Raw genomic sequence first — 14,686 nt, 5'->3', positions numbered from 1 at the left:
CAACTTTTTTATGAGCGATGCGCCACTAGGTGGTCAATAATTAGATTAGCATTTACACATTGCCAGCATTCCTTTCATCCCTCTCCTATCTGTTCACCAAATAGAAGAGTAGAGGGTTGTTTAGTTAGCTGGCAAGGCTTTTTTCATATTCGGAAATGTTCTGCACTTTTCGGTTGCCAAAGTGTGTACTTTTATTTTGCCAAACACAATGAAAATAAAGGAGTCTACGTTTTTTCCATATATACTGATGTAACACATGGAAGTTTTATCATATACATAAATACTAAAGAGGCATTAGAAAAAACAGCTAACCGGTACCGGTTTAACCCCTCAAAATTAGAGTCTTTCTCCCTTATTCTCGCATTTTCATATGATTCTTCCTTCTTCCCTACTTCAACCACCTTGGAGTCGGAGTCTAGAAAGGAAACCGTCTAGCGTCAAGGAGATCACTTGACCCCAGACGGTTTCCTTTCTGCTTGTCAGCTAGGTTGAAGTAGGGATCGTTCTGCAATCCTTTGCCACACTACACTTTCACAACAAATGGTGTAATGCGTTGCAGGGTAAAAGCTTTACCAAATTCTACAGGTGATAAATCGTACAAGCTTCCGTGAATCCGGCGCTGATTGTAAAAGAGCAGATAGTTTGTCACGGTTTCATAGGCTTCTTGATAGCTCTGAAATTCATTCCGCTGCAAACATTCTTTCTCCAAAACGCTGTGAAAGGACTCAATGTGAGCGTTTTTGTTTGGCGTCTTTGGAGGAATTCGTTCGTGAACGGTTCGGAAGCTTTGACAGGCCTCCTCGAATACATGACTAATAAACTGCGGACCGTTATCCGTACGGATAACAGGGGGATTCTCGTTGTCGAATTGTTGCCGTTTCCACAAAGCTCTTTGAAGAATCTGAGATGCATGTTTTCCTTCGCATGACAAACCAAAATGATAGTCTACGATCGCTCGATCATAGACGTCAATGAGACTCATCAGGAAAAAGAAACGATGTTCCCCGGCGATAAATCCGTATTTTACGTCCATCTCCCACAATTGATTCGGAGCGGTGATCTCTCGGTTATTGGCAAGCCTCCGGGGATGATGACTATTCTTTTTTCGTTGTGGTTGTAAAAGTCCTTCTTCTTTCAGCAGGCGGTACACTTTTTTCTTGTTGATGATCAACTGGTGATCTCGCCGCAGGCAGACCGTAAGCTTTCGATAGCCATAAGCAGATTCTTCATCCGCAATCAGTTCCGATATCCATTCTTTAATTTGCTCGTCACTGACAGGTTGTCCGTCCGTTGACAATGAATAACCAGGGATCGGCCGCCCTCCATGGTAAACCCGTGGCTTTTGAGAGGCCTTATTTTTCCGATAGTAGTAGGTTGCTTCAAGGATGCCGACAATACGTAGCACCAATTTGGCTGTATACCCCAGCTGTATCCACTTGTCGGCTATTTCCACTTTGTCCGATAAGCTGGGTTCACCTTTTTTACAAGATCACGGAGGATCGCGATTTCCAAATCCTTTTCTCCAAGTAGTTTCTTCAGTTGATCATTCTCGGTTTCCAATTCACGAAATTCTCCCGGGCTCGGAGTATAACTCGTTACCGCTTTGGCTTCGGCAGGAGTGTTTTTCCAATCCGCATGTTTCGAATCACGTATCCAACGATACAACATTTTCGCATCGATCCCATGCCGTCTGGCAACTTGGCTTGCATTTCCTGCATCTTGGGCTTCTTGAACCAGCTGTTGTTTAAACTCGATTGGATAGCGTTTTCGTTGCATAAAAAATCCCCCTCTGTTCTTCTGATACCAGCTTAACAAGATAAGGGGGGTAGACTCAAATCCAATTTTGGGGCTTAAGAGGTACTATGAGAATTACAAAAAGAAATTTATAGAAACGAACGATTCCTTTTACGATCGCTCATTTGAACAAACAAAAATAAGCCTTAGATTTAGTGAAGGTGATTTCGATTTCAGTTTTGAGGATTTGCCCGATCAGCTTAACGATATAATGAGCTTATATTATTGTATTAATCTAAAGGAGCTAAATTATAGTCCCGAACAAGATACGATTATTCCCAAGAGCTTAATGGACCATCAGCTATATTTTATAGGAATTAATGTTATAAAGAGATTATCTGAATTTGGATACTTTAAAATCTTAAACACAACAGATGATTTTGTTGCCTATGTTTCTTCTGCCGAAAGTGGTGACTATCTCACTTACAGTACTTTGATGAGAAAAACAATAGGCCTAGACACTTTCTATCTTGTTTTTCCAGAAGAGAAAGTGAATGATGAAGAATTCCTCAAGATCGTACAAAGACAAAAAAGCAAATCGGTAAAAGAGCAGCTTGAATTTTGGTTATCGCAAATCAAGAGCAATAAATGGCGTACCGATGATAATGTAATATCTAAGTATTGTAAAACTGATTATCATGCCTATGAGTGTTTAGTTAATATAGGTAGCGGGCTTCTGCCCTACGTTACTGAAAAGTTGAATGAGAGTGATTTATCAGAAGAAGAAAGATACATATGCGAAGAACTCTTGCATGATATAAATATCTAGGAATGTAGCCTCTTGACTAATAGCCAAGAGGCTTTAGCTTTTTATGTCGTAATAACCCCATTTAAAATTGTAGGATTGTCCGGTTTTCGTCCTGCACTAAAAGATAAAATGACGGGATTGCATGTGAATAATAGCGAAATCAGGATGTGTTAGTGCCGAGTATCAAAAAAACTTGCCCCTACCATCTATCTTTTCCTACGCTATCGATGGAGGGGAAACGTATGTACGCTTGCAGTTTTTCCGGCACCGTAATGGGAATAGATGGCATGATGGTTTCTGTGGAGACAGACATCGCCAATGGACTGCCGCAATTCGATCTGGTCGGACTTGGCGGTTCTGCAGTAAAAGAGGCTCGCGACCGCGTCCGGTCCGCGATGCGAAATGCGGGCTTTGACTACCCGATGCAACGCATAACCGTCAATTTGGCACCTGCCGATCAACGCAAGGAAGGCTCAGGCTTCGACTTGGCGATCGCGATCGGAATCTTGCTTGCTTCCAAACAAATTCCACCACGGGAAGAGCGCATCCTGATCTTGGGTGAGCTTGCCTTGGATGGATCACTGCGACCAGTGTCAGGTGTGTTGCCCATTCTCCTGGAAGCAAAAAGAAATGGATTCACACATGTAGTTTTGCCCGAACAAAACGAGGCAGAAGCCCGTCTGGTCGACATCATGGTGCTGCCAGCCGCACATTTACAGGATGCAGCAAAGTATTGGATGCAGGAGCAGCTTGTATCTCGAGGAACCGAAGCCATGGAAATGAAGACCATCAGTCTGCACAAAAGCACAGAATATCCAGATTTCAGTAACGTCTACGGCCAGGACCTCGTCAAGCGGGGATTGGAGATTGCAGCGGCGGGATTTCACAATGTGATCTTGGTAGGACCACCCGGGTCCGGGAAGACACTGCTTGCCAATTGTCTTCCTGGAATCATGCCGCAGATGACGATCGAAGAATCCTATGAAGTAACGAAAATCTACAGTATTGCCGGGCATTTGACGCGTACCAGCGGTCTGGTTCGTGAGCGCCCTTTTCGCTCTCCCCATCATACGATTACCGCTACAGCACTGATTGGAGGGGGTACGCAGATACCACGGCCAGGAGAGTGCAGTCTGTCTCACGGGGGCATCCTCTTTCTGGACGAAATGCCCGAATTCTCTCGCCATGTATTGGAGGTGCTTCGCCAACCGTTAGAAGCAGGAATTGTGACGATTGGGCGCTCCAAGCAGGTATTTACCTTCCCTGCGCGGTTTCTGCTGATTGGCTCGTGCAATCCGTGTCCGTGTGGTTACTTTGGATCCAGAGACCAACGGGAATGCTATTGCACGCCCCTGCAGATTCAGCGCTACCGAGCCAAGCTGTCTGGCCCGCTCCTGGATCGAATCGATTTACATCTGGAGGTGCCGAGGGTACCTGTTCATCTGTTAAATCAACGTAACGTGGCAGAATCATCCGCCGTGATCCGCGACAGAGTGGAAGCCGCAAGAACGATCCAGAGCAAGAGGTTTGGCCATCGCGCCACTTCGCCATTCAATAGCGCGATGAGTGGAGAAGAATTGCGCCGTTATTGCATGTTGGACAAAGAGGGACAGGAGCTGCTGCAAATGGCGTTCGAAACCTTGGGGTTAAGTGCGCGCGCCTACGATCGGATCGTCAAGCTGGCTAGAACGATTGCGGACTTGGCGGGAGCGGAGAAAATTGGCTCATCCCATGTGGCAGAAGCCATCCGTTATCGGGCGCTGGATCGCCAAGTCGGCGTATGCTAAGTCTGCTCATCGAGGCGAATCGAGGTTAACCAATGCTTTTCGCATGTTGGGACCTATCGAATCGCAATCAGGTAAAAATGAAATTGAGCGCAGTCACTTTCGTCCCAAGGGCGACAATATTTAAAAGAGAGGGTGGTCACTCCTTGCTTCAGCGCCTGAAATTTCCAGATTTGTCTGCCGCTTTGCCCCACCCTTGTAGTGGGGGCAGAAGGCGGCAGATAAGTAGTCTCCAGCAGGGAAAGGAAGCGTGGATCAGGTGGATTTGACAACATCCACTGATAGCCTGTCGAGGGGTTGGATGCAAGAGAAATCGAAAATGTCTTCATGACATGGACATGAATCGTCGATACTGGTGCATCAGGCATAAGTACCACTCCTTATTTGAATTACCGCCAAAGCCTCAACATATGAATAAGACATCTCTCAAAATGGCAAAATGCGCAAGCTTACCCATACTTCTTTTGAAAATGTCCGAGCGCAATCAAGGGCCAAATGTATCGGTAACTGTGGTAATGGAAGTAAAAGTCGCCGGGCAGCGCCGCACCTGTCGGATATGAAAGAGTCCAGTCCGATTCCGCGTCATTCCCCAGTAAAAATTGTATACCACGCATCATCGGCGATGTCGGTGTTGAAGAAGCGGCGATGAGGGTATCGACTGCCCAGGCAGTTTGCGAAGGCGTACTTGCCCTTAAAGGAACATAGGATTTGACAATATCGCTGTTACAGGATTCTCCCCAACCCCCGTCGTGATTTTGGATACGCAATAACCACTGTACTGCTTTTTGTATCGCGGGATGTTCCTTTGGTATACCAACCGCTATCATCCCGGTAACTGCCGACCACGTCCCGTAAATATAGCAAATGCCCCAACGACCGTACCAGGAGCCGTTTTCTTCTTGATTTCGCAAAAGCCAGCTTACTGCTTTTTGCATGTTCCGATTACGCACGTTCAATCCAGCGTGGTTTCCCAAAAACTCCAACAAGGTCCTGCCCGTCAGATCGGTTGTGGATGGGTCCGTGCTGACTGCGTCTGCCCCTTCGATCGGAAGCCACGACAAGATTTGTTTGTTTGTGTTTTTTTCAAAAGCGGGCCAACCACCGTCGTCATTTTGCATGGACAACAGCCAGTTCAGGCCCCGTTGCCACGCTCGCTGGTAGGCCATACCCGTTTTTTGCATCGGGCTGATCGCCCGCAAAGCAGCTGTTGTGTCATCGATGTCAGGATTGATCGTATTGCTATCAGAGAACCCCCATCCTCCTGGAATGGCTGCAGGGTTATGCAGCACCCAATCGCCATATTTGTCATGTTGCCGGGATAGCAAATATCTGCCTGCTTTTTGTACCATCGGATGGGAGGCAGAGACTCCGGATACTTGGAGAGCATGGGTCAGCAAGGCAGTATCCCAAACTGTCGAAGTGGCATCCTGCATATGAATCTGTCCGTTTCTGTGACAAGCCATCGCTTTTAGGCCTGCAACAGCACGCGTGATAATGGGATGACTTTTTGGATAGCCAAGTGCCAGCAAAGCGAAGATCATGAGAACGGTGGAAGTCAGGTAACTGTATAAGGTGCCATCCGCTTCGAGCCGTTTCAGCATGAAATGTTTTGCTTGATTCAGCGCCTCTTGGTGGATCTGCGCCGTATAGGGTAGAAACCTGATGACATCTTCGATTCGTTTCTGGAAGTAACGCGCTGCGAACGAGTGGTGATCAGCCGTTCTGGGGATGCGCAGCTCAGAGATGTCGGGGGTTCTCCCCGTCTGGATGACCAACTTGCGGTCTGTCAAGATCAGGATGGGAGCGATATGGACTCGCGCGTACCCGACAAAATCGAAGAAATGAAGAGGGGACCAGCGTGGGAGGAGCATGGCTTCAATGGGAATCGGAACATGCGCATCCCAAGGAATTTGGCCAGTCAAGGATAGCAGCAGCTTGGTCAGCATGCTGGTTTGCGAGAGTCCGCCTTTGGCCAAGATCTGCTGTCTGGCCGCCTGCATGTGTTCTTCGTCTCTTTTGCTATGTCCTGCGTAGAGGAGGGCGTAGTACGCTTCGACGGTTGCGGAAAGAATCCCTTCCTCTTCATCATGAAACAGCTTCCACATTCCGTTCTCCATCTGCAGCGCGGCGATTCGTTGCGCCAAACCGCTGATAAACTCCTCGTCATCGATATGCAAGCTTCGCAATAGAATAATCATATACGCATCAGTCAGCGGCCCGCTCTCTAGACAAAAACGCCAAGCTCCGTCTGGCGATTGGTTGCCTTGCAAAAGATGAACGATCCGGTTTATTTCCGATTCCACTCTTTCTTTCATGTTTCGCCATACCTTTCTTCATCCCAGGATATCTGCCTATATCCACGTTATGCATATGCGCACAAACGGTTCTGGATAGGAGAGGGTAGGCATGGGTAACCCGCTCAAACAGTTGGGCGTGCAATTCAAGATTGGCAGAGAATTAAATAAAAAGGTGAGACTTCGAGCGAAACGAGCTGTAGATCAATCAGAATTGCCACAAAGTGATCAACAACTTATTCAACAAATCAAGGAATGTACGCGGCAACGCAACAAAAACAATGTGACGCGAACAACGGCGTACTACGAATATTATCGAAGCCATCCGGAGATCCATTGGGCCTTTTTGGGACACATGGTATCGAGAAACGGCGGCTGGAATATGACCGACCTAAAAGGAGAGCTTCTTTCCCGGCTGCTCTCCAACACGGAACAGAACGATTTTTTTCAGTTTTTGGAACGCGGCAATTGGCTTATTTTTCAAGACGTCTACCCGCAATTTTTGCTGTACGAGGAAAGTCTGAAAAGGGAGATGAACCTGTTTCATCTACTGCCTTTCTTTCATGTATCCGTCTTTATGGAGGTCATCTGGAATCACTTCTGGTTGACTGGTGACCGCTATCTTTTAGCGATGGGACTTATCATTAACGAGCAAAGCTATTTGGAAGAAAGGATCATCAAGAATCCGTATTATCAAAAAACAGTCCTGCAAACGCTTGAGTTCAAACTACAGGACGTATTGCGCTTAAATCAGATTCTCTTTCCTTGTTATCGAGAGGGGATAGGGAGCTTACTCTGGTCGGGCACACAATACAGCATTTTGCTTCGCTATATGAACGAATCCGATTGGGAAAGCAGCTATACACACTGCTTTTTGACCGAACCGCCATTCTGAGAGAAGCAGTGAAATGGGCGGCGGAGCATCCGCATACCGGCTCCCGCAAAGATTACTGGCCACATTTGTTCAACGACGTAAAGGAGACTATGCCCGGTGTCTTATACAGAAAGCGAACAGTAAACGGTCGGTTGAAGCCGGGAACAAGCCGCCTTTTCAGCCCACCCCTGCAGCATGCATGGAAGGATGTGGATCATCCTGAGGCAGAAGCCGGGGATTGGTGTGAGGATTGGAAAGCCATCACGTACTTCTTCCATGTTGAAGAAAACATAGACGGGGAGATCATGGATGATTACTGTAAAACACTGGAGAAAATCGAACTTGCGGTCATGGCACAAAGCGCGATCCGGCAAGACTAGACGGAAATCATATCTGCCGTCGATGATTTTCGCATCCTGGCTGGGAACCTATCTGGATCTCATTCTGGTAAAAAAGCAGCTGTACTCGTTTCCTGTACGGCTTTTCCCCGGTGTTTTTGACATTCATATCCTCTTCACATTGCTTGTCCTGCCGTTTCTCACTGCAATCTGTCTCTCCTTGTTCCAGCGCTTGCATACATGGCAGAGGTGGCTTGCCATCCTTGGAATCATTGCCGCTTACACCGAACAAGTTTCGGAAAGCTTGGGGTGGTTTGTCCACAGCAGTGAATGGCGGCATATTTATTCATTCTTCGGGTACAGCTTGTTTCTATGGCTGGTGTGGCGATTTCATCAGAAGTTTTCATAGCATAAAAAAACCCGTCAATGAATCAAAATTGACGGGTTTTCTCTACTTACAAATTCAATTTTTTCACAACGCTGTTCGGCCCATTCATAAAGGAACTGCCGGAAGCGACGGCTTCACGATATAATCTCAGCACTTGCTCCTTGTCATGCTTCATCGCCTTGAACCAAGCGTCTGGAGCTACCGGATTCGGGCTATGCTTCGAGCCCCATAGAGCCATCTCGTACACAATCGGAATCAGATCCAAGCCTTTCTCCGTAATCGAGTAGATAAATTTTCGTTTATCGGTTTCACTCTGTTTTTTCGTGATGACTCCCTTTGCCTCTAAATGAGCTAGACGATCTGTCAATACACTCGGACCGATCCGCTCCTCCAATTCCAGAAATTCGCTGAACGTTTTTTTGCCGAGCGCTATCATGTCACGAATGATCAGCAAAGACCATGTGTCTCCGAAAATTTCTACTGTGAAATTGATCGGGCAGTCTGATTTGTTTTCTTCTCTTTTCATGATTCTACTATACCATTTTATGTTTGATCATCAAAGTGAATTGTATTATATTACTATCATGATAAAAGTTAAATTGGTACTTTCGTCCAAAAAACGTACATGGAGGTCTACTGATGGGCAATATCATTTTAACCATGCAAATGTCGCTGGATGGAGTTGTTTCGGGAGAAGATCGGTGGATGACATTAAGCGAAGAGATTTTCGAAGATTACTTGGAATACTACAATTCAGTGGATACGATAATCGTGGGAAGGAACTCATACGCTTCCCTAGCGCAGCATTGGCAGCAGGCGGAGAATTCTTCCAATTCCCTTGAACGAGCTATCGCTGTGAGAATCAATGAAATCCCCAAAGTGGTGATTTCCCGTTCCGAAGTGGACTTGATCTGGAGAAATTCACAGCAAATCGTCGTCACAGACGCTCAGTCATTTGCCCGAGAACTGGAAGCACTAAAAAAACAAGTGAATCAAATTTCAGTCGAAAGCGGAGTACATACATGGCAATCTTTTATCCAAAATGATCTTTTCGATGAGTTGTGGCTGCTTGTGCATCCTGTGATCGTTTCCCAAGGTCAACGATTGTTTGCTTTGGCTGAAAAACAACAATCCCTTCGTTTATGTCGCACCAAAACATACGAGAACGGGGTAGTCGGATTGTGTTATCAAAAAATAGAATGATAACGGATTATAGCCGGTTCATGTAAGCAATGCCCTGGCGGTGATCATGGTAGCAGGCGCGCTGTAACGCCTGTTCTTTAGGCGAATGCTGCTGGCAGAGTTGCTCACCGGCTGCTTCACCGCAATCCATGATCACCATCGAGGGGGAGCATTGCGGGTCAATCCAGAAACAGAATGATCTGCTTTCAACCTTGCTTTAGAGCAATAATCCTCATCCGTTTCTTCTCCAAGCCTCCAAATTTAGTTCATTGTTTATAGCCGCAGCGGTAAATGCTCCCTTAGCGGCTGCCGCAATGGCCTGATACTGTCGCGATGCCGCGTCCCCGGCGCTGTAGACCCCTGGTATATTCGTTTTCCCAAAGTCATCTACGACGACCATTCCTGCTTCCGTGATGTGGCATCCGATGGATTGCGGCAGGTCCGATCCGGTAACCAGCTCCGGACTAAAAAAGATCCCCTCACATGGAATTGTCGTTCCGTCCTCGAGAACAACTTGCTGTACCATACCGTCGATTGAGTCGATAGAACGGATCGGCGTATTCAATACGGGGACGCGATGCTGGCGGAGTTCCTCACGTTGCGCTTCAGTCAGCTCATCGGGGCCGTTCGTGCAGATGGTAAAACGATTCGTCCATCCGGAGAGTAATGGAGCGAAATGCATGACTCCAGCGCCCTTGGAAATGATGACAAGCGGTTTGTCTCGTAATTCCCAGCCATCGCAATACGGGCAGACGAAGGCGCTTTTCCCATAGACCTCCGCCAGCCCAGGAACATCGAGCGGCTGATCTTTCATTCCAACGGCGAACAGCAGCTTTTTGCAGGCAAAGGTTTCTCCTTGCGCAGTAGTAATGAGAAACTGGCCATCCGTGCCCGTGATCGACACGGCTGTATCCGCCACGATAGACACAGAGGGATAGGCGCTGATCTCTTCCTGCGCAATTCGTCGAAATTCACTAGGACTTACTCCGTCTCGTGTAAGAAACCCGTGGGTCTCACGAGTCACAGCGTTTCGGGGACGGCCTTCATCAATCACCACCACGTTTTTTCTCGCCCGCCCAAGCATAAGGGCCGCATTCAGCCCGGCCGGTCCTCCACCAATAATCGCTACATCGAGAAGTTGTTCTCTCATCGTTACCTCCATAGATCTGTAATGTCTATAATTCAAGTGCAAGAAGTGATTCACTTCTTGTTTACAGCATGATTGCTTTGCTTGAAAACCTCGTCCAGCACTGACTGGATCGTATGCTCTCGGAGGTATTGATACAGATGTTGTTCGGCGCCGTCCATGACTCTTTTCACCAAGCATTCACTTTTTCGTTGAGATTCTCCAGCACCATCTTCAGCCAACAAACGGTGCTGCTGCGAACTCAAATTCGAGCATTCAAACAGTTGCTGCCTGCCTTCAATCACTTGGATAACCTCAAGAAATGTAATCTGTTCGGCCGGCCGTGCCAGCTCGTACCCTCCGTTTACTCCGGGCACAGCGCGTACAATACCATCTTGCCGAAGCTTGGACATGATTTTCGACAAATAGCTTTCCGAAACGCCAAGCGCAGCGGATAATTCCTTGATTCCAATGTTTTGGTGAAGCTTTGAGTGAGCGAGATGAAGTAAGGCATGTAGGGCATAATCAGTACTTTTTGAGAACTGAATGTTCATTCCCTCCTTTCCAAGTGACTCCTCTTATTATAGACCTATAATATCCACTATATACAATGCGGTCTCCATTTGCAACAACACTTACAAGGAAGAAGTGTTTTCCTGTAAATTTTAAAATATTTGGTTTTTACAGGAAAAAAGTGCTTATTCAAAAGGATATTGCAAAAATTTGGCGAATCAAGTAGGAACAAAGACACAAAATGTCGAATTTCGATTAGTTAATGAGACTTACTTTCTGAAAATGTTACTGAATTTTAGTCCTATGCGTAATGAAATGGCTCCTTCCCATACTCAATATTGTCTGGCTCTGCATTTCCCGCTCGTGAAATGATGCAGGCGAGGTGCTTTTGAATCCGTCTTCTCATGAAACGATTGGGAAGGAGAGTTCGAGGAAGTTTTGTTGAGAGAGCCTGATGACTGTCAGGAGTATGAAGAAGCGCAGTGACGATGTTGGAGGATTGGATGGATATGAATGATAAAAACGTTTACTCGAGGAAAGCAACCCTCTCCCTTAAAATATCGGAATTTGAAGTGCCTCCTATGCAAGACTTGCTGATAGTTGGGAAAAAAGCTCCCATTGGCCCGGAAGCGGTAAGGAGAATGGCAGAGGCCCTCTCACCGGAGCAATTCACTTTGATTAAAATGGATCATCCCAAAATCGAGGCAGTTTTGCTACGTAATTCACTCCTGCAAATGCTGGATGAGAAATTGTTGATGGGCATCATCACGGAAGAAGCGGAGCGAATGATCAGCGATTCCATGGTTTTGCGATCCGAGTTGAAAATTGCGGTAACCGTTCAGCGAGAGGTGGAGTTGTCATGAAGGTCTCCGATATGATGGTAACGGTTCTCCATACGATCACATCGGATAAGAGTGTCGCCCACGCTGCCGAGCGAATGAGCGAAAACAGGGTAAACTCGTTACTTGTTATGGACCATGGCGAAGTAATAGGAATGCTGACCCCCAGGGATATTTGTGCTTCCCATCCCAATCGAATTGTTGCAGACGCCATGGGTCCGGGGCCAATTTGCATATCTTCGGATCAAACGGTATGGGATGCAGGCCGAATGATGGAAGAACACGGTGTTGAGCAGGCTCTGATTATGGCAGAGGACGAATTGGCAGGCTGGATAACAAGAGAGAACATCATGATTAAATTGGCTGAATTTAGAGATCCGTTAACGGGATTATTTCGCGCTCCCTATATCCAAACCATTGGAGAGCGCTTATTATATGAAAAAAAACAGTTCCACCTGCTATTTATTGACCTGAACAATTTCGGGCAAATCAACAAACGATACGGTCATCCATTTGGCGATGATGTCATTCGGGAATATTCCGCCTTGCTTGCCTCCATGTTGGATGAAAGACACGACTATGTGAGCAGATACGCTGGTGACGAGTTTGTCGTCATTTCAATGGCAGCCGACGATCAAATCCAATCCTATATCAATCAGATGGAAACACCGATCGGAATACGTCACATGCAGGTATCGGCAGCCGTTGGTCATGTGAATGGCTATCTCGATCCGAACTTTTTTACCTATTCGTTTCGGGAGCTGATTGAGAAGGCAAGCCTGCTGTCTACATCGACAAAGCAACGGCTCACGGGTACGGTGCTCTAGGGAAGAACCCGAGACATGACGGGGAATAGGGATTGCCCGCAAAACATACACTTTTGGATAATGGATGAAGTCAATGCAATGAAACTGGATTGTTTTTCAATCGTAGTAAAGAATAGAATGACTGATAAGTTGAGGAGGCTGCAAATATGATTGTATCAACAACCAACACCCTGCAAGGGAAAGAAGTAACGGAATATCTGGGTATCGTCAGTGGCGAGGTAATCATGGGGGCGAACGTAGTCCGTGATTTTCTAGCTGGGATCACCGACATCATCGGAGGCAGAAGCGGATCCTATGAAAGCAAACTGTCCGAGGGCCGCGAGCTGGCTCTGCGAGAGATGACCGAAAAAGCCCGTTCTTTGGGTGCCAACGCTGTCATTGGTGTCGATCTCGACTTTGAAACGCTGCGAGAAGGCATGATGATGGTCATTGCGACAGGCACTGCTGTAAGAGTGAAATAAGCCGGGGCTTCCCGGCTCTTTCTTTATCGGGAGCGGATACCAGATAGGAGGCGTTGACATGTCGGTAGAACAAACCATTGCGAATCTGTTGGAAAAAATAAACTCAAATCCTCATGGGATCGAAGGAATGACGGCGGTTTACCACTTTCAATTGAGTGGAGCGGATGGCGGTACTTATCAGGTGAAAATTGAGAATAGTCGAGCTACATATACAAAGGAAGCCACAGAAGAAGCGGGTTGTACATTGGAGCTCTCCGACGAGAATTTTATCAAGCTCGTTCATGGAAAATTAAATCCGACTACCGCTTTTATGATGGGGAAACTGAAGATTAAGGGGGCAATGGGCCTTTCCCTTACATTGCAAACGATATTGCAGACCTATCAATCCTGAAAAAACTGAATGGAATATTGTCCGCATAAGGCGAGTGACCCTCTTAATTTGGGAGTGTCACTCGCTTTTTTAGTACTTTTGTATTAGGTCTAAAGCGGTCAATAGTGAGAAATGACTAGTCAATTGCTGGAGAATTGCGTTAAAATATGACCAACAATTGAGAAGCCAAAACGTGAAATCGAGGGAAACCATGCGCCAACAATATTCATTTATAGCTGTCGTCCTCTCTTTGGATGAAGAGAAGGTCAACTTTGACCTGTATCAAGGGACGACACCGTCTAGCCATGACCGCGATTTGTTGAAGCACAAGGCCACGTTGCCCCGCCATTATTTTGATACCTTGATTTATGCGGGTGTGCTTCTGGCCCAAGGGGAGACACCTTACCAAGTATTGCCGCAGAAACCTGCTTCAATCGGAATGAACATCCGTTCACTTGGAAATATTGTTCTTTTTGATATGTGTTTTTCACCTCAAACTTACAAACTTTGGCAGAATACAGATGCTGTCTTGGAAGACATCTCGCTTCCAGCCGATATTTTTGAAGAATATGTGTATCGTTTGGGAGCGATCAGCCGATTCCGCTATTTAGGCCGCGTCGAGGATCCTCAGGTAGCTACACAATTGGGCGAAAATGATATGATTGAGTTCAAGCGTGATTTTCTGCTGTCCAAAAGCGGCATTATCAAAACGGTTGTGGCATTTGCCAATTCTAACAATGGGAATCTGTTCCTTGGCATCACGGATGAAGGGGAGATTGTTGGCGTTAATCACGAAATTGAACAGTACGGGGACCCGGATAAGTATCTCTTGGCTATCACGCAATACATACAGGACAAAACAACGCCCTTCCTCACGCCATTTCCGAAAATTTCCTTGAAGAAAGTCCTGGATAAATACGTCGTGGCAATTTTTGTCGAGGTATCCTCCGAATTAATTTGTGGTTTGGATAAAAATGGGGAAAAGTACGTGGTCATTCGGACCAATAATCGATCTGTCCTAGTAAAAGATCCGCATCAGATCGGGGAGATTTACGTGAAGCGCAAGCTGGGCAGTGAGATTAGCCGTCGATTGGGGCTTCTGTAGCAAATGCAGTGTACTATGCGCACGCAAGGGAGGCTGGATGCAT

General features: G+C 46.6%; 16 protein-coding genes and 1 pseudogene. 10 read left to right on the top strand and 7 right to left on the bottom strand.

All coding sequences use genetic code 11. The features are described 5' to 3' along the window. Positions 1-523: 523 nt before the first annotated feature. Together T458_RS42595 and T458_RS42590 are read right to left on the bottom strand one after the other, a co-directional pair. Positions 524-1,453: an IS3 family transposase gene (locus T458_RS42595; RefSeq protein WP_023555125.1), complete on the bottom strand. Its 930-nt coding sequence runs from the start codon at positions 1,451-1,453 to the stop codon at positions 524-526. After that, the gene (locus T458_RS42590) at positions 1,444-1,776 is read right to left on the bottom strand and encodes a transposase (RefSeq protein WP_023555126.1); all 333 of its coding nucleotides are present in this window, start codon (positions 1,774-1,776) and stop codon (positions 1,444-1,446) included. The genes T458_RS42595 and T458_RS42590 overlap by 10 nt, the downstream gene beginning before the upstream one ends. A 67-nt stretch (positions 1,777-1,843) precedes the next feature. Here T458_RS42590 and T458_RS42585 point away from each other — a divergent pair, with 67 nt between their 5' ends. Together T458_RS42585 and T458_RS42580 are read left to right on the top strand one after the other, a co-directional pair. After that, a complete protein-coding gene (locus tag T458_RS42585; protein WP_023557187.1) occupies positions 1,844-2,563 on the top strand; it encodes a hypothetical protein in 720 nt (239 codons plus the stop codon). Between the two features lie 221 nt (positions 2,564-2,784). Beyond that, positions 2,785-4,329 carry a YifB family Mg chelatase-like AAA ATPase gene (locus T458_RS42580; RefSeq protein ID WP_023557186.1) on the top strand — a complete coding sequence of 515 codons (1,545 nt, stop codon included), beginning with the start codon at positions 2,785-2,787 and terminating at the stop codon, positions 4,327-4,329. Between the two features lie 53 nt (positions 4,330-4,382). On the opposite strand, the gene T458_RS42575 is transcribed toward T458_RS42580, so the two are convergent. Together T458_RS42575 and shc are read right to left on the bottom strand one after the other, a co-directional pair. After that, on the bottom strand, positions 4,383-4,694 hold the full coding sequence (locus tag T458_RS42575; RefSeq protein WP_023557185.1) for a protease inhibitor I42 family protein: 312 nt from the start codon (positions 4,692-4,694) through the stop codon (positions 4,383-4,385). 81 nt (positions 4,695-4,775) lie between these two features. Beyond that, the gene (gene shc, locus T458_RS42570) at positions 4,776-6,641 is read right to left on the bottom strand and encodes a squalene--hopene cyclase (protein WP_023557184.1); all 1,866 of its coding nucleotides are present in this window, start codon (positions 6,639-6,641) and stop codon (positions 4,776-4,778) included. A gap of 91 nt (positions 6,642-6,732) precedes the next feature. Between shc and T458_RS42565 the strand changes: the two are divergent. Then, positions 6,733-7,874: pseudogene (locus T458_RS42565) on the top strand (DUF2515 domain-containing protein). Continuing rightward, positions 7,837-8,241, top strand: coding sequence for a CBO0543 family protein (locus T458_RS56490; RefSeq protein WP_252989836.1), 405 nt, complete (start codon positions 7,837-7,839; stop codon positions 8,239-8,241). The pseudogene T458_RS42565 and the gene T458_RS56490 overlap by 38 nt, the downstream one beginning before the upstream one ends. Before the next feature lie 46 nt (positions 8,242-8,287). Here T458_RS56490 and T458_RS42555 read toward each other — a convergent pair whose 3' ends face one another. Further along, positions 8,288-8,746 carry a winged helix-turn-helix transcriptional regulator gene (locus T458_RS42555; RefSeq protein WP_023557182.1) on the bottom strand — a complete coding sequence of 153 codons (459 nt, stop codon included), beginning with the start codon at positions 8,744-8,746 and terminating at the stop codon, positions 8,288-8,290. Between the two features lie 113 nt (positions 8,747-8,859). Here T458_RS42555 and T458_RS42550 point away from each other — a divergent pair, with 113 nt between their 5' ends. Continuing rightward, the gene (locus T458_RS42550) at positions 8,860-9,423 is read left to right on the top strand and encodes a dihydrofolate reductase family protein (RefSeq protein ID WP_023557181.1); all 564 of its coding nucleotides are present in this window, start codon (positions 8,860-8,862) and stop codon (positions 9,421-9,423) included. A 211-nt stretch (positions 9,424-9,634) separates the two neighbouring features. Here T458_RS42550 and T458_RS42545 read toward each other — a convergent pair whose 3' ends face one another. Together T458_RS42545 and T458_RS42540 are read right to left on the bottom strand one after the other, a co-directional pair. Next, entirely contained in the window at positions 9,635-10,552 is a 918-nt protein-coding gene (locus tag T458_RS42545; protein WP_023557180.1) for an NAD(P)/FAD-dependent oxidoreductase, read from the bottom strand. Positions 10,553-10,602: 50 nt separating this feature from the next. Next, the gene (locus T458_RS42540) at positions 10,603-11,076 is read right to left on the bottom strand and encodes an RrF2 family transcriptional regulator (RefSeq protein WP_031305833.1); all 474 of its coding nucleotides are present in this window, start codon (positions 11,074-11,076) and stop codon (positions 10,603-10,605) included. Positions 11,077-11,550: 474 nt separating this feature from the next. Here T458_RS42540 and T458_RS42535 point away from each other — a divergent pair, with 474 nt between their 5' ends. From T458_RS42535 to T458_RS42515, 5 genes are all read left to right on the top strand, one after another. Continuing rightward, positions 11,551-11,904 (top strand): hypothetical protein, encoded by a 354-nt coding sequence (locus T458_RS42535; RefSeq protein ID WP_031305832.1) that lies wholly within the window; start codon positions 11,551-11,553, stop codon positions 11,902-11,904. Next, on the top strand, positions 11,901-12,707 hold the full coding sequence (locus T458_RS42530) for a CBS domain-containing protein (RefSeq protein ID WP_023557177.1): 807 nt from the start codon (positions 11,901-11,903) through the stop codon (positions 12,705-12,707). Before T458_RS42535 ends, T458_RS42530 begins: the two co-directional genes overlap by 4 nt. Before the next feature lie 146 nt (positions 12,708-12,853). Next, positions 12,854-13,168, top strand: a complete 315-nt coding sequence (locus T458_RS42525; RefSeq protein WP_023557175.1) for a YbjQ family protein — start codon at positions 12,854-12,856, stop codon at positions 13,166-13,168. Positions 13,169-13,226: 58 nt separating this feature from the next. After that, entirely contained in the window at positions 13,227-13,559 is a 333-nt protein-coding gene (locus tag T458_RS42520) for an SCP2 sterol-binding domain-containing protein (protein ID WP_023557174.1), read from the top strand. 190 nt (positions 13,560-13,749) lie between these two features. After that, positions 13,750-14,643: an AlbA family DNA-binding domain-containing protein gene (locus tag T458_RS42515; protein WP_023557173.1), complete on the top strand. Its 894-nt coding sequence runs from the start codon at positions 13,750-13,752 to the stop codon at positions 14,641-14,643. The last annotated feature ends 43 nt before the right edge of the window (positions 14,644-14,686 follow it).

The organism is Brevibacillus panacihumi W25 (genome assembly GCF_000503775.1).
GTDB classification, from domain to species: Bacteria; Bacillota; Bacilli; order Brevibacillales; family Brevibacillaceae; genus Brevibacillus; species Brevibacillus panacihumi_A.
The sequence above is the reverse complement of the archived record's forward strand: the minus strand, read 5'-3'. Positions and strand labels throughout refer to the sequence as shown.

Excerpts from the sequence above, each read along its gene's own strand:
- T458_RS42580 (WP_023557186.1), top strand. The coding sequence starts at position 2,785 with ATGTACGCTTGCAGTTTTTCCGGCACCGTAATGGGAATAGATGGCATG.
- T458_RS42525 (WP_023557175.1), top strand. The coding sequence starts at position 12,854 with ATGATTGTATCAACAACCAACACCCTGCAAGGGAAAGAAGTAACGGAA.
- T458_RS42575 (WP_023557185.1), bottom strand. The coding sequence starts at position 4,694 with ATGCCTGATGCACCAGTATCGACGATTCATGTCCATGTCATGAAGACA.
- T458_RS42515 (WP_023557173.1), top strand. The coding sequence starts at position 13,750 with ATGCGCCAACAATATTCATTTATAGCTGTCGTCCTCTCTTTGGATGAA.
- T458_RS42530 (WP_023557177.1), top strand. The coding sequence starts at position 11,901 with ATGAAGGTCTCCGATATGATGGTAACGGTTCTCCATACGATCACATCG.
- T458_RS42555 (WP_023557182.1), bottom strand. The coding sequence starts at position 8,746 with ATGAAAAGAGAAGAAAACAAATCAGACTGCCCGATCAATTTCACAGTA.
- T458_RS42520 (WP_023557174.1), top strand. The coding sequence starts at position 13,227 with ATGTCGGTAGAACAAACCATTGCGAATCTGTTGGAAAAAATAAACTCA.
- T458_RS42545 (WP_023557180.1), bottom strand. The coding sequence starts at position 10,552 with ATGAGAGAACAACTTCTCGATGTAGCGATTATTGGTGGAGGACCGGCC.
- T458_RS42535 (WP_031305832.1), top strand. The coding sequence starts at position 11,551 with ATGAATGATAAAAACGTTTACTCGAGGAAAGCAACCCTCTCCCTTAAA.
- T458_RS42550 (WP_023557181.1), top strand. The coding sequence starts at position 8,860 with ATGGGCAATATCATTTTAACCATGCAAATGTCGCTGGATGGAGTTGTT.
- T458_RS42590 (WP_023555126.1), bottom strand. The coding sequence starts at position 1,776 with ATGCAACGAAAACGCTATCCAATCGAGTTTAAACAACAGCTGGTTCAA.
- shc (WP_023557184.1), bottom strand. The coding sequence starts at position 6,641 with ATGAAAGAAAGAGTGGAATCGGAAATAAACCGGATCGTTCATCTTTTG.